The 14,405-nt window shown below is 51.2% G+C and carries 13 protein-coding genes; 11 read left to right on the top strand and 2 right to left on the bottom strand.

Translation table 11 applies throughout. The annotated features are described in order from the left end of the window. Positions 1-2 precede the first annotated feature (2 nt). On the bottom strand, positions 3-458 hold the full coding sequence (locus ACQY33_RS03965; protein WP_428074156.1) for a SixA phosphatase family protein: 456 nt from the start codon (positions 456-458) through the stop codon (positions 3-5). On the opposite strand from ACQY33_RS03965, the gene ACQY33_RS03960 reads away from it, so the two are divergent. The 6 genes from ACQY33_RS03960 to ACQY33_RS03935 are packed head-to-tail and all read left to right on the top strand — an operon-like array spanning position 457 to position 9,688. Beyond that, positions 457-3,543, top strand: a complete 3,087-nt coding sequence (locus tag ACQY33_RS03960; protein WP_428074154.1) for a PD-(D/E)XK nuclease family protein — start codon at positions 457-459, stop codon at positions 3,541-3,543. The genes ACQY33_RS03965 and ACQY33_RS03960 overlap by 2 nt on opposite strands. Further along, the gene (locus ACQY33_RS03955; protein WP_428074152.1) at positions 3,540-6,749 is read left to right on the top strand and encodes a UvrD-helicase domain-containing protein; all 3,210 of its coding nucleotides are present in this window, start codon (positions 3,540-3,542) and stop codon (positions 6,747-6,749) included. Before ACQY33_RS03960 ends, ACQY33_RS03955 begins: the two co-directional genes overlap by 4 nt. Positions 6,750-6,786: 37 nt before the next feature. Continuing rightward, positions 6,787-7,089 (top strand): YbaB/EbfC family nucleoid-associated protein, encoded by a 303-nt coding sequence (locus tag ACQY33_RS03950; protein WP_428074150.1) that lies wholly within the window; start codon positions 6,787-6,789, stop codon positions 7,087-7,089. A gap of 4 nt (positions 7,090-7,093) precedes the next feature. Then, on the top strand, positions 7,094-7,459 hold the full coding sequence (locus tag ACQY33_RS03945; RefSeq protein ID WP_428074148.1) for a CoA-binding protein: 366 nt from the start codon (positions 7,094-7,096) through the stop codon (positions 7,457-7,459). After that, a complete protein-coding gene (locus ACQY33_RS03940; RefSeq protein WP_428074318.1) occupies positions 7,459-8,397 on the top strand; it encodes an aldo/keto reductase in 939 nt (312 codons plus the stop codon). The genes ACQY33_RS03945 and ACQY33_RS03940 overlap by 1 nt, the downstream gene beginning before the upstream one ends. After that, positions 8,384-9,688, top strand: a complete 1,305-nt coding sequence (locus ACQY33_RS03935) for an SPL family radical SAM protein (protein WP_428074146.1) — start codon at positions 8,384-8,386, stop codon at positions 9,686-9,688. The genes ACQY33_RS03940 and ACQY33_RS03935 overlap by 14 nt, the downstream gene beginning before the upstream one ends. 55 nt (positions 9,689-9,743) lie before the next feature. Here ACQY33_RS03935 and ACQY33_RS03930 read toward each other — a convergent pair whose 3' ends face one another. Next, positions 9,744-10,223 (bottom strand): TlpA family protein disulfide reductase, encoded by a 480-nt coding sequence (locus ACQY33_RS03930; protein ID WP_428074144.1) that lies wholly within the window; start codon positions 10,221-10,223, stop codon positions 9,744-9,746. Between the two features lie 72 nt (positions 10,224-10,295). Between ACQY33_RS03930 and ACQY33_RS03925 the strand changes: the two genes are divergently transcribed. From ACQY33_RS03925 to ACQY33_RS03905, 5 genes are all read left to right on the top strand, one after another. Next, positions 10,296-11,216, top strand: a complete 921-nt coding sequence (locus tag ACQY33_RS03925; RefSeq protein ID WP_428074142.1) for a M23 family metallopeptidase — start codon at positions 10,296-10,298, stop codon at positions 11,214-11,216. A 15-nt stretch (positions 11,217-11,231) separates the two neighbouring features. Further along, positions 11,232-11,621 carry a bactofilin family protein gene (locus tag ACQY33_RS03920; RefSeq protein ID WP_428074140.1) on the top strand — a complete coding sequence of 130 codons (390 nt, stop codon included), beginning with the start codon at positions 11,232-11,234 and terminating at the stop codon, positions 11,619-11,621. 20 nt (positions 11,622-11,641) lie between these two features. Beyond that, positions 11,642-12,322, top strand: coding sequence for a SurA N-terminal domain-containing protein (locus ACQY33_RS03915; protein ID WP_428074138.1), 681 nt, complete (start codon positions 11,642-11,644; stop codon positions 12,320-12,322). Positions 12,323-12,330: 8 nt separating this feature from the next. After that, positions 12,331-13,239 carry a PfkB family carbohydrate kinase gene (locus ACQY33_RS03910; RefSeq protein WP_428074136.1) on the top strand — a complete coding sequence of 303 codons (909 nt, stop codon included), beginning with the start codon at positions 12,331-12,333 and terminating at the stop codon, positions 13,237-13,239. A 190-nt stretch (positions 13,240-13,429) separates the two neighbouring features. Beyond that, the gene (locus tag ACQY33_RS03905; protein WP_428074134.1) at positions 13,430-14,221 is read left to right on the top strand and encodes a head GIN domain-containing protein; all 792 of its coding nucleotides are present in this window, start codon (positions 13,430-13,432) and stop codon (positions 14,219-14,221) included. The last annotated feature ends 184 nt before the right edge of the window (positions 14,222-14,405 follow it).

Raw genomic sequence — 14,405 nt, 5'->3', positions numbered from 1 at the left:
GATTATTCCTCAAAGCTCATTAATTGGGGTTCCTGTGCCTTTTGCATATTCAATATGGCAAAAGAACCGGGGGAAAAGTGCCTCGTCTGCCCGGTAAGCAAATGCAGCACAACGGCAATATTGGGGTTATGCCCCACGGCAACCAGGCAGTTGGCTTCTTGTATTTGTTGTATTAAAAAATCGCACACTGCTTGGTCATCATGCATGCCGTTTAATTCCGCGCAAGGCTGTAAAGGGGCGTTTAACGCGCCGGATAAAATATCCGCCGTTTGGGAGGCGCGCAGCAACGGGCTGTGCAAAATGCGTTCCGGCCGGCAGCCAGCGTTTTGCAGCCGTTTGGCGGTATGGGCGGCTTTTTCCAGCCCCTGTGGGGAGAGCGGACGCAATGCGTCTTTTTGTACGCCTGCCTCCAAAGCGCCAAGCGCGTGGGCGTGGCGTACCAAAATAAGCGTTTTCATGGGTGAAAGTATCCTTAAAAAATGCAATAATAAAGTAAATTTATCTTTATTACTATATCATTTTATGCGCTTGGAATACGCAAACTATCCCGCCTTGGAAGAGGCTTTTGTTAAGTATATGAACCCGGCCCGGCGTACGCCGCAGGAGAGGGTGCTGGTGGTGTGCGCCTCCCAGCGGGTGGGGGCGCGTTTGCGTGATTGCTTGGCGCACGCTTACCAAGCGGTGTGCAATATCCGTTTTGTTTCTTTTAACGGGCTGATGCGTGAGCTGGACGCCCAAAACCCCGCCCCGCAGCAAAAGCTTTTGCCCAATGATGATTTGCACGATTTTATTATACGGGAAATTATTTCCCGCCCCGGCCTAAACCGCTATGCGGTGGGCAGGGGGTTTGTCAGCGCGTTAAAAAGTTCTTTGCGGGACTTGGCCGATTCCTTGGCGGAGCCGGAAGTACTGAGGGAACAGCTGCTGTCTTCGTCGGACCCGTGTTTGCAGGAAGACCTTCCCCACTTAACGTGGCTGGTGGAGGTGTACGAGGCGTACCTGCAAGCCACCGCCCAAGTGCCGGGGTACCGTTCGTACGCGCAGTTTTTTTCTTCCGCGTTGGAACAGGCGGAAAATTCGGTTTATTTGGCGTCTTTTTCCCAAATTATTTTTTACGGCTTTTATGATATGACGGGCCGCCAGCTGGAGCTGTTTTCCCGCATAGCGGGGCATTACCCGGTAACGGTTTTCGCCCCGTATGAAAGAGTGCCCGCTTTTTCTTTTGCCCGCAAATTTTTTGAAAGCAATTATATGGGGGCCGGGCAGGTGGAAGAATGCCCGGCGGAGCCAGGCGCTTTGGGCCCGGCGCGGCAAGCCTTGTTTAACCCCGGGCAAAGCGCGCTATGCCCGGCTTTGCGTTTGGTGCAGGCGCCCGGCGCGCGGGGGGAGGTTTTTTATACCGCCAAACAAATTTTAAAACTGGTGGAAGAAGAGGGGTTTGACTTTTCAGACATTGCCGTAGTGGCCCGATCTGCGGAACCTTACCGCCAAGAAATAGTAAACGTTTTTGAACAAAACGGCATTGCGTTAAACGCCTCTTTTGAGAATTTGCTGGGGGTTACCCCGCTTGGCGTATTTTGTTTGAATTTGTTAACGCTTGCGCAAAACGGCTTTGCGCGTGAAACTATTTTAGCGTTGGTTACTTCTCCTTATTTTAAATACAAAGCGGAGCGTTGGCGCAAGTTGGTAAACGCCTGCCTGGCCAGCCGGGATTATGCCCAATGGACGGATTTAATCACCCCGCAAACGAAATTTTATGACCCGGACTTTTTAACTTGGCTGGCGGACTGCAAAACCCGCTTGGAGCAATTAAACAAACCCTTGCCGTGGGCGGATTTATGCGCCATGGCCCAGGCTTATTTGCGAAGCAATATAGACGAACTTTCCTTAACGGAAGGGGAAAACGCTTTACTTAGCCAAATATTGCAAACGCTGGAAAGTTTCACCCGCCGCGCCAGCGTACGGCCTATGGCAAAAGAAGGGGAATTTTTACCTGATTTGACGGCCGTTTTGGCCCAAACCCCGGCCGGCGGGGGGGTAAACCATCCCGGCGGGGTAACATTTACGGATGCGCTGTCTTTGCGCGGGCTTTCGTTTAAAGCGGTGTTTGTGTTGGGAATGAATGAAAAAATATTTCCCCGCGTCGTGCCGGAAGACCCCATTTTAAAAGATTATTACCGTTTTGTTCTGCGGGACGGTTTGGGTTATTGGATAAACCAAACGCGGGAGCGGCTGGAAGAGGAAAAACTGTTGTTTTATATTGCGCTTACCGCCGCCAAAGAACGGCTGTTTGTATGCTGGCAGCGTACGGATGGCGAAGGCAAAGAGGCGGTGTTATCCGTTTACGTGGCGGAGTTGGCGCGCGCCTGCGGGGTGGATTTGCATTCCCAGGAAGTGCAGCGCGTCAGCGGGCGCATTTTGGAGCGCCTGGAGTATACGGAAGACGTTTATTTTACCCCGCAGGAAATGGCGGTTTATCTTGCGCTAAGCGGTGAGAAAGACAAAGAAACCCAATTTGAGGAAGCCGGCCTGTTAACCCCTTCTTTAAGCAGGGGGCTTTCCGCCGGCGCTTGTGTATGCACCCGCGGGGATTTAACTCCTTATGACGGAAAAGTACAAAGCGGGGAAGTTATTTTTGCGCGGGCAAACGAAAAAGGTTTTTCCGCCTCGGCGTTAATGATGTTGGCTTCCTGCCCCATGCGTTATTTTTTGTCCCGGGCTCTAGGGCTGGGCGAGCCGGAAGAAGCGCTCAGCCGGCAGGAGCTGGCCCCCAACCTGCGCGGCAGCGCCTATCATGAGGTGCTGGCTGCTTTTTATGGGGAACTGGTAAAAACCGGCGCTTTGCACCAGTTATTTGCAGACGGCCTGCGCGCGCAGCTTAAAAAAACGCTTTTTTCCCTGTACCCGCCAAACGCTTATAAACGCTTTGGCATTTATCCGGTTATTTGGGATTTAATTTTAGAAGACATACAATTCGCTTTGGAAGAATTCGTCCTTGCGGATACCGCCCAGCTGGAGGGGCTTGTTCCCTCTTATTTTGAGCGGGAACTGGTAGGCCTTTACCGGCCGGATTCTTCTATTTCTTTGCGTTTAAAAGGCATTTTGGACCGTGTGGATACGGACCCTTCCCGCAAACTTTACCGCGTGTGTGATTACAAGTCCGGCCGCAAGGCGGGCAAATCTTTGGCGCAGGATATACTTAAAAAACGCATTTTTCAGCCTTTTTTATACGTGTTATTGGCGCAGCAGTGGGAGCCTCTTAAAGGGTGGCAGAGCGCGGGTTCTTGTTTAATGTCCATTAATAAGGGGTATCAGCGCAAAGATTTAACCCCGCAGGAGTTTGAGGCTTTAAAGCCGGCGGCGGACGCGTTTTTCGCGCGTTTGGCCCGTTTGGTAAAAGAAGGGGATTTTTATTTGCACCCGGCGGCGGACTGCCAATACTGCGGTTACGCGGCCGTTTGCCGCAAAGACGCTTTTAGAATGCGCCAGCGCGCCCTGCGTTGTACGGCGGCTAAGGAAGTAGAGGAGAAAATACCCGCATGATTTCAGAAGACCGCACCAAAGTGCAAATCCTGCTTGGGGTAAATATGGTGGTGGAGGCCGGCGCCGGAACCGGTAAAACCACTTTGCTTATTGACCGGCTTTGTTTGGCTTTGGTGGCGCAAAACATTCCCGCGCCGCGTTTAGTGGCTTTAACTTTTACGGAAAAAGCCGCCGCGGAAATTAAAACCCGTTTAATTTTTAAATTACAGCGTTTGGCTTTCTGCGTACAAAACAACCAAGAGGACCGCACCCTCTCTTTGCTGCGGGAGCATTTTGCCGTAAAAGAGGAAGATATTCTGTCACGCAGCCAGCAGGCTTTGGCTTTGCTGGACCGCAGCTCCATAGGCACCATACACGGTTTTTGTGCCGATATTTTGCGCGCCTACCCGCTGGAAGCCGGTCTTTCCCCCAATGCGCAAATTGATACGGGCACGCGCGCGGCGCGCTTGTTTGACGCGGCCTGGAATACTTTTTTAGATGAGCAGCTGGGCGTAAACGCGCCCCGCGCACAGGAGTGGAAAAGCGTTCTTTCCCGCGTTAGTCTTGCCGATTTAAGAAACTTTGCCCGGCAGCTTTGCAGCGGGCGCATAGAAAAGTACGATTATTTCTCCCATGCGGACATGCTGGCTAAAATTTGTTTGCAAAAAGCGGCCCGCGCGCAAGAAATGGCGGCGTATTTTTCCCAGGGGGTAAAAACCCCCCGCAAGGCGGAAAAAATGCTTTTGTTAAGCGCGCGGGAACTTAACCGGGCGGCGCTTTATTTGCAAGGCAAAGACCCCGGCCCCGCTTTGGAAGAAGAAATTGATTTTTCCGGCAAGGCCCCAAAAGGCTGGGACGAAGAAAGTTTTGAAGAGGCGGAATCTTTGGCGGATTTCGCCCAAAAGGCGGCTCCCCAAAACCAACAGGTTTTCCGCGCTGCGCTTTCTTTGGTGCAGCCGCTGGTTGAGCTGGTGCGCCAGAGTTTAGCGCAGGAGGGCGTGTTAAGCTTTGATGATTTAATTGTTAAAACCCGCAATTTGCTTGAGCATAATTTTGCCGTGCGCCGCCGCCTGAAAGAAGATTACGACGCTTTGTTTATTGATGAATTCCAGGATACGGACCCCGTCCAGGGGGAGATGCTCCTTTTCCTGGCGGAGGAAAAAACCTCCCACGCCGCCCGCTGGCAGGATGTGCGCTTGGCCCCCGGCAAATTATTTGTGGTGGGGGACCCCAAACAATCCATTTACCGCTTCCGCGGGGCGGACATCACCGCTTATGAATTGTTTACCGATTTGATTTTAAAACAAGGCGGGCAAAAATGTTTTTTGCAAAAGAATTTCCGCAGTGAAGCGGAAATTATAGACGCGGCCAACGCCGTTTGCGGGCGCGTTATGGTGCAAAGCGCGGCGTTTCAGCCGGCGTATGTGCCTATTTTTACGGATAAAACCGCCCGTACGGGCGCGGTGGAATTAGCCGTGGTGGACGGGGGGGATAAAACCCCGCTGGCGGACGACCTGCGCCGCAATCAGGCCCAGTTTATAGCGGATTGGATTTGCGCCCATGTGGGCAAGATGACGCTTTCCAACGGCAAAAAACTGGCGTATGGGGATATCGCGCTTTTATCCCGCGCGTCCACCTCTCAGGAATTTTATTTGGACGCTCTGCGCCGCAGCGGCATTAAATTTAATGTAGAGGAAGATAAACATTTTTACCAAAACCAGGAAGTCAGTGATTTTTTAAACCTGCTTCGGGTAATAGATGACCCGGATGACAAAATTTCTTTGGCGGGGCTTTTGCGCGGGCCGCTGGGCGCGTTTACGGATGAGGAAATTTTCCAGTTTTCCCAACGGGGGGAGCTGAACGTTTTTGCCAAAACCCAGAGTGAAGAGCTAAATAATTTTTACCGTTTAATTCGTTCGTTTATCGCGCGCGCCGGGCGCGTGCCGCTGGAGCAGTTGCTGCAAGCCGTCAAGAAGGAAACTTTCCTGTTGCCGCTTTGTGCTATGGCTTATGACGGGGAAAGGACTCTTTCCAACCTGGAAAAATTATGCGCCTTGGCGGGGGGATACGCCCAGCAAGCCCCGGTTACGCTGGGGCAGTTTTTGGCGCAGGCCCAGCAGTTGATAGAAGAAGAACCGGAGCGGCTGAAAGGCGTCGTCAGCGATGAGGCGCTGGATGCGGTTTGTGTCACCACGGTGCATAAATCCAAAGGGTTGGAATTCCCGGTGGTGATTTTCGCGGATGTTTCCCGCAAAGAATCTTATTCTCCCACCCAACGGGCGCAGCATATTTATTCCTGGCAGTATGATATGCACGGGCTTCGCGTCGGAAATGTGTGTGACGTAAATTTGGCGTTTTTGGAAGAAGAACAAAAAAAGCACGCCCGCTGTGAAGAAGTTCGCGTGTTGTATGTGGCGCTTACGCGCGCCAAAGAAAAATTGTTAATAGCGGGCAATTTATCCGGCAACGCTAAAACCCCGGCCGCCGCTTTTGTGGCAGCGGGTTTATACCCGCACGAGGACAACCGCCCCGCCCAAATGCAGCGGGAACTTTTAAGCGTGCCGGTGCGTTATATTGCTTATCGCCCGCCGGAAGAATTTATTTATCAGGCTGTTGGGCCCTCAGCGCATAGCCAAAGCGGAGCCCAGCTCGCGCGCTGGAAACAGGCGCGCGCCGCGCGGGAAACGCGCTACGCTTTAGCTTGCGCGCGCAAGGGAACGCTTGCCCCCAGCCATTTGGAGGGGGATTCTCTCCCTTCCCACCAGCAGGCCATGGCTTTGGGCAGTTTAACCCATAAAACGCTGGAATTGTATTTGGCGGATAAAGAGCGTAATTTAGCCCGCGCTTTGGCGCGCGCCGCGGCGCTGTTGCAGGCGGACGAATCCTTACAGCAAGAGGCTTGCCTGCTGGCGGAGAATTTTATTTCATGCGAGGCGTTTGCCCCGTTTTTGCAGGCCCAGCTGGTTGGCTCTGAAATCCCTTTTACGTTTATCAATGAGGACGGGCAAACCGTATCGGGCGAGATGGACGCCCTGGTCCGCACGCCCGAAGGGTTGTGGCTGGCTGATTATAAGACGGACGTGGTGGAGGGGGATTTGCAAACCGCCGCTTTAAAATACGCGCCCCAGCTAGATATGTACCGCCGGGCGGTGGAAAAATTATTTCCCGGCGTTGCGCTGCGCCGCACGGTGTTTTTTGTGCGGCGGTTTGCGGGGGTGGATTTATAAAAGCTAAAATAAATAAAACACTTTTGGAGGTTGTATTATGTTTGATAAGTTGGGACAGTTAAAAGATTTGTGGAAATTAAAAAGCCAAATGGAAGAATTAAAAAAACGCTTGGACGGCATGGTGGTTAAAGCGCAAGGCCCCAAACATTTGGTGGAAATCACCATTTCCGGCTCCCAGGAAATTAAAGAAGTAAAACTGGCTGAAACGTATAAAGAAGTTACCCCGGCCGAACTGGGGGAAGAAATCAAAGCCGCCGTTAACAAAGCCGTGCGTGATTCCCAATCCATGGCCGCGCAAGCCATGGGCGGGATGGCCGGCTTAACCATGCCGCAGGCATAAATATATGAACGCGCACCCCGTGGTGGCGGTGTTTGGCGTATCGCAAGAGCCTGCCAAATACGGTCATAAAATTTTTAAAACATTGCAAGCCAAAGGCTTTACGGTATTTGGCATTAACCCAAAGGGCGGGCAGATTTTAGGAGCCCCGCTATATATATGTTTGGCTGATTTGCCCCAGCGGGCGCATACGGCCATTATGGTTATTCCTCCGGCGGCTTTGCCGCAGGCCGTGCGGCAATGTATAGACGGGGGAGTAAAAGAGATTTGGTTTCAGCCCGGCGCGCAGTCCCAAGAGGCTTATGATTTGGCCGTGCAGGCCGGCATTGCCGCGCAAGACGGTTGTTTTATGGCGGAAAACGGTTTGTGGTAATGCAATACGCGGCGTTGGCAAATACGGGGATACACCTTTCACGCATTGGGCTGGGTACCTGGGCCATGGGCGGCGGGAGCGATTGGGGCCCGGCCGATGACGCCCAGTCCGTCAGCGCGGTGCACGCCGCGCTGGACAGTGGCGTAAACTGGATAGACACCGCCCCCATTTACGGCTTAGGCCATAGCGAAGAAGTGCTGGGCCAAGCCTTGCAAGGCCGCCGCCACCAGGTTTTTTTGGCTACCAAATGCGGGTTGGTGCGTTTTGCCAAAGGGATTAACCATTGGCTTAAGCCTGATTCCATACGCCGGGAGCTGGAAGACTCCCTGCGCCGCCTGCAAACCGATTACATTGATTTATATCAAATCCACTGGCCGGACCCGGCCACCCCGCTGGAAGACGCGTTGCAAGAACTTTCCCGTTTAAAAACGTCCGGCAAAATACGTTTTATAGGCGTGTGTAATTTTCCGCCGGATTTACTTCGCCGAGCGTGCTCCGTGGCGGAGATTTCCTGCGTGCAGGGCGCTTATTCTTTGCTGGATACGCAAAAAGCCCGGGCGCTTATGCCTTTGTTGCGGGAGAAAAACCTGTCTTTTTTGGCATACGGCGCGTTGGGTGGGGGAATACTAAGCGCTAAATATAAAAAAGAAGCCAATATCCGCCGTGCGGACGCCAGAAGCTATTTTTACCGTTTTTACAAAGGGGAAAATTTTTACCGCAGTTGTCAATTCGTGCAGCGCATTAACCAACTAGCTGAGCGCGACGGCGTTCCGCCCGCGCATATCGCCTTGGGCTGGGTGTTGCATATGCCCGGGGTAACCAGCGTATTAGCCGGGGCCAGAACGGCGCAGCAGGCGGCACAAAACGCCGCGGCGGTTGGGTGGGAACCTAAACCCGGGGATTTGGAATTTTTGGAGGGAAACCATGGGGCCCGTTGATATTGCAAACTATTTATCCGTTGTACTGCCCGGGCTGGGCATTAATAAAATGCGGGAGCTGGTGCGGCTTTTGTATGAAATCGCCCAGCGCGACGGCGCCCCCTTGCCCCAAATTCTTCCCCAAGAAGAAAAATGGAATTTTGAAAAAGCCAAAACCCATTTGTTAAAAAAACGCTATCCCGTTAATTTTAAAACGGCCGCGCGCAACCGTTTTTATTTGCCCAAGCTGGAGCTGGACCCGGCCCTCCGGGCGGATTTAACTCCGCGCCCCTTTTATCCCAAAACGGTGTATATAGAAGAAAGCGCGCAAAATACGCCGCTGGCCGCGCGCGTGCGGGAGTTGTTTCCCAACGCCCGTTTTGAGTTAACGGACGGCAAAACCCAAGTGGGCAGCCCCCATTTTTCCCGCCGTACGGAAACGCTGCTTATCCACCGTGAAAAATATGATTTTTTAAAACCTTGCCCCTGCAGCTGTGCGGCCGCGGGCTGCGGGTACAATTTAATCAATTTGGGGTTTGGCTGCCGGTTTGAGTGTGAATATTGTTTCCTGCAGCAATACCAAAATTTACACGCTGTTTTGTTGCCGGCCAATGTGGAAGAATTTTTGGCAAAAATAGACACGGCTTCTTTTAATAAAGGACCGTTTGACCGCCCCCGCATCGGCAGCGGGGAATTTACGGACTCGCTGGTATTTGACCACATTACCCAGTACAGCCGGCAAATAGTGCCTTTCTTTCGGGCGCGCCCGCATTTACAGTTTGAGTTTAAGACCAAAAGCGTAAATATTGAGGGCCTTTTGCAGGCGGGCGGAGCGGAAAACGTGGTTGCGGCGTGGTCCGTCAACGCGCAGCCCGTTATTCAAACGGCGGAACATTTTACCCCGTCTTTGCAGGAACGCCTGGCGGCCGCGGCCGAGGTGGTAAAAGCCGGTTACCGTACGGCTTTTCATTTTGACCCGGTAATCGTTTATGACGGCTGGAAACAAGACTACGCCCAAACGGTAGAGGCCCTTGCCCAAGCCGTTCCCGCGGACAAAGTGGCCTGGATTAGCGTGGGCACGCTGCGCTTTAGCCGGGAACTGAAGAAAATGATGGAAACCCGCTTTCCGAACGGCAAATTGTTGGACGGAGAATTCCTGCTGGATTTTGACGGCAAAATGCGCTACGGGGACGGGCAGCGCCTGGAAGTATACCGTTATTTTGTGCCGCTGTTAAAAAAGGTTTTTCCAAAAACGGTGGTGTATTTATGTATGGAAGACCCCCAAGTGGTAAAAGCCGTCTGCCAAGGATAAATTTCCACAAATAAAAACCCCGGGCGTTTGGCCCGGGGTTTTGTTTTGGTAATCTTTAGTCCGCCACTTTGGATAATTCTTCCTGAAACTGAACTTCCAAGTCCGGCCCGTACCCGTTCCATACTTTTACTAAACGGTGTTTTTTGTCAAACAACATGATGTGCGGAAATCCGGATACGCCCATATTTTGCGCCGCTTGGCGGGCATTATATAAGGCTTTGGTTTTCATTCCGTGTTCTTTTACCACTTCCAGCACGGCGTCTTCATCCGCGTCCGCAAACGCGCCTACTACTACGGCTTTGCCTTCAAACGCTTGGGCCGCCGCGTCCAGCGCCGGCAAAGAGCGTTTGCACCAAGGGCACCAGGTACCCATGAAAGAAATAAGCACAGGTTTGCCTTCTTGTTCGGAGGCTTTCCATATTTCTTCACTTCCGGCCACGGGCAGTTCTATTTCTAATTTAGGCGCTTGGGGCAGTTCTTGTAGGCAGGCGGCCGCAAACAAAGCCAGCACCAACTGGAAAAAGAATTTTTTCATCGTAAATGTCCTTACAGGTAAACTTGAAACGGGAAACACACCTCCCGCTCTGTATATGATAGAATACAAAAGATGGATAAAATAATCAATTCGTTGGGGCGTTGGCTGGGTGAGCGGGTGGATATATTAATCATGCCGCGCTTTGGCTCGTCCAAAAAATTTAAAGTGCGCGTCATTACCGTTGTGTTTGCGTTTGCTTTGTGGGTAACGGTAACGGGGATTGGCATATTCTTTTTCATCCGCGCCTACGACTATAACATTACTAAGGCGGACAACCGCCTCATGCGCGTAAAAATGCAGCTTATTTCCGACGAATTGGAACGCGGACGCAAATATTTGGATTTAACCCGTAAAACGGAATCCCAAATGCGGCAAATGTTAGGCATGCCGGGCGGAAAATTTGTTAATATGCCTAAAGGGTGGGAAGAAAAGCAAGAAAAAGCGGATGCCCGCGCCCACGCCATGTTCGGCAAAGATTTGAAAGATTTTGACACGGCGGAATTTGAACAGTATATAGACGAGATTGAAGACACCGCCCAAACCCGCTTGGCCGCCTTTCAGGAAATTGCTTGGTATTACGCCAACGCGCGCGAAGGGCTTCACTCCACGCCGTCTATACGCCCGTCTACGGCGCGTATCAGTTCCGGCTTTGGGTATCGGTTGGATCCGTTTGGCCGCCGCAGCACCAAACGCCACAACGGGTTGGATTTTGCCGGCAAGCCGGACAGCCCCATCATGGTCACCGCGGACGGCGTGGTGCGCCATACGGGCTGGGTAAACGGTTATGGGCAGGCCGTGTTGGTGGACCATGGGTTTGGTTATTCCACTTTGTATGCGCATACAACGGGTATTCGCGTAAAAGCGGGTGACGTGGTAAAACGCGGGCAGACCATTGCCACCATGGGTTCCAGCGGGCGTTCCACGGGGACGCACCTGCATTATGAGGTGTGGAAAGACGGGCAGCCTGTCAATCCGCGCAACTATTTTAAATAATTTTAGGAGGATTATATGGGTTTTTTAAAGAAAGATTCCGATTTTGAATCCGGCGAACATTTTTCCATCGTCAGCGCCGAATGTTATTTCCAGGGTACGCTTAGCGTGCAGGGTTCCCTGCGCGTGGACGGACGCCTGGAAGGCGCGGTGGATAACGCCCGCCACGTCATTGTGGGTGACGGCGGACGCATTGCCGGGGACGTTACCGCCCAAGTGGTAGTATGCGGCGGGGAAATTGAAGGAAACATTTGCGCGGATATGTTGGAAGTGTTGGCCAAATCCCGCATTAAGGGAGACATCCGCGCCAAAAAAATGATTGTGGAAGAAGGCGCCCGCATTGAGGGACATTGCGCCATTGGCGGGGAAGAGGAAATTTCCGAAACGGACTCCTTGCCTCAAAAATAAATACCGGAGCGTGCAAAAACATGATATCTTTTCTAATCAAGTATAAAAAAAGCATTTTAATTATCACCTTGGCCTTTTTTATAGGAAGTATTGTTTATTTAGGGCTGGATTCTTACCGCCAGGGCGCTTTTAGCACCACGGCCGCCAGCGTGGGCGGAACGGATATTTCTTACCGCACCCTTTATAAAATGTCGGAAGACCGCGCCAGCATGCTGCGCAACCAAGGGGTGGACGTAGATGAAAACCTGATGAAGTTCATTACGCAACAGACGCTGTCCGCCTTGATTAGCGAAGAAGTATTAAACCAAGCCGCGCAGAACATCGGCCTGCACGTGGCGGATTATGAAATCGCTTACGATATCCAAACCGCCCCGCAATTTAACGCCGGCGGCCAATTTAACCGCATCGCGTATGAATATGCGTTAAAGCATTCTTTGGGTATGACGCCTGCCGAGTTTGAATCCCAGCTGCGCAAAACCAAACTGGCGGACCGTTTCCGCGGGGTATTGTATTCCCATTATAAACTGACTCCGGAAGAAATAAAATATTCCTATAAAATACAACATGGGAATATGAAAGATTTTGAAAAAAATAAAGAGGAATTTGCTTCCGCCTTGTTAGATACCAAAATGGAAACGGCCCAACAAGCGTTTTTTGACCAGTTCAATAATGAAGTGGAAATTAAAACTTATTTGAAATAGGATTTCTTGTGAATAACGATGTATTGGTTGTAGGTTCTGTTGCTTTTGACACAGTGGAAAATGCCAACGGCCACGCCCGGTGCGTGCTGGGCGGAGCGGCCAGTTATTCCTCCCTGTGCGCCAGTTATTTTGCCAAGCCCTCTATTGTGGCCGTGGTAGGTACGGATTTTACTTCCGCCTACCGCCAGCCTTTTGTGCGCCGGAAGGTGGATTTGTCCGGCCTGCAGGTAAAAGAGGGCAAAACTTTCCACTGGGGCGGGGAGTATGATAAAGACTTCAATACCGCCATTACCAAATTTACGGATTTGAACGTCTTTCAAGATTTTGAGCCCCGTTTAACGGAAAAACAAAAAAACGCTTCCGCCGTGTTTTTGGCTAATATTGACCCGGTGCAGCAGCTTTCCGTATTAAAACAGGTAAAAAAACCCCGTTTTATTGCGTGCGACACCATGAATTATTGGATCTCTTCCAAAAAGAAGGACTTGCTTAAAGTAGTAAAGAAGATAGATATTTTGTTTTTAAACGAAACGGAAGCCCGGCTGCTTACCGGGGAATATAATTTGCTTCAAGCCGGTAAATGGCTTTTAAAACAAGGCGTAAAGTACGTTATTATTAAGCTGGGGTCCAACGGTTCCATGCTGGTAAGCAAAAAATGCACGGCGCAGCTGCCCCCGTTTATTTTGCAGCACGTGCATGACACCACCGGCGCGGGAGACACCTTTGGCGGCGGGTTTACCGGCTATTTGGCCAGCGTAAAAAATTGGGATAACCCGCTTGAAATAAAACGCGCCATGATGATTGGCAACGTGATGGCCTCTTTTACGATAGAATCCTTCAGCGTTACGCGGCTTGCCTCCCTGACCAAGCGGGAGATTAACAAACGCTTAAAAGATTATGTAAAAATGCTGCAGTTCTGAAGTAATTTTTGATGTATGTTTTTATGTGGCCCGCCGGAAATGGCGGGCCATATTTTTACCAGAGAATAAGGGGGCAGAAAACTGGCTCAAAATAAGAAAAATCTTAATAATACTTTTCATAAAGGATGTGTTTTGTTACAATATATATCCGCGCCGCTTGCGGGGCGGATACTCAAATAAGGAGAAAAGCATGTATAAAAAAATACTGTTAAGCATGATGGGGGTTGTGTTGGCCGCGGCTGTGGTTTTTGCGTCCGATACGTTAAAAATACGCGCTAGCCAGGATTATATTTCCACGGAAGCGGAAATTGCGCAACCTTTTAATACATTAGTGGTAAACGGAGATATTGATGTGGTTTTTGATCAGCAGGAAGAGGTATCTGCCCGGATTTACGGTTCCGAAAACTTGGTGAAATTAGTGCGCGTCAATGTGAATAAAGGGGCCCTTTATATTGGTTTTGACCAGCCGGTTATTATCCGCGGGCGCAAAGATTTGCAGGTGCGGGTAACCGGGCCGGAGCTTTCCAAAATTGTAACGTCAGATAAAGGGGAAGTGGAAATTCCCCGCGGGCTCATAACGCAAGACTTGGAAATAGAAGCTTCTGACCGCGCGGAAGTAAGCTTAAAACGGGTGGAGGCTGGAAACATTTTAGTGAACGCTTCCGGCCGGGCTGACGTGTCTGTGGAGCGCATTTTAAAAGCCAATACGTTAATTGCCCGCTCCAGCGGACATGCCGAGTTGGAATTTAGCGGCGTAGCCGATAAAGTGGAACTGGAAAACCGCAGCCGTGAAGATATTGACGCGGGTGATTTGCGTGCCCAGTTTGTTACCGCTTCGGCTTATGGGTGGGGCGATATTTCTTGCCGCGCCTCGGAAGAATTAACCGCCAGCGCCCACAGCTGGGGGAAAGTGGAATACGAAGGCTTCCCCAAAGAGTTGCATAAATCCGGTAAAACCAACCGCATTGTGCGGGAAGACTAGTTTCTTTTATATTGTCTTATATGGGCGCCCCCGCCTGTTTAGGCGGGGGTTTTTGTATGTTGTGAAAACCCCCAGCTAGGCTGGGGGTTCGGTAAAGGTTTCACCGGTAAGGAAGATAAAAAAACTCCTTTTGTATAATAAATTGCCTGTGTCCGCAGGCAATTTAACAAAAGGAGGTCATTGC

It is taken from the genome of Candidatus Avelusimicrobium aviculae (assembly GCF_949292495.1).
Lineage (GTDB): Bacteria > Elusimicrobiota > Elusimicrobia > Elusimicrobiales > Elusimicrobiaceae > Avelusimicrobium > Avelusimicrobium aviculae.
This window is presented reverse-complemented; position numbering and strand designations above follow the sequence as displayed.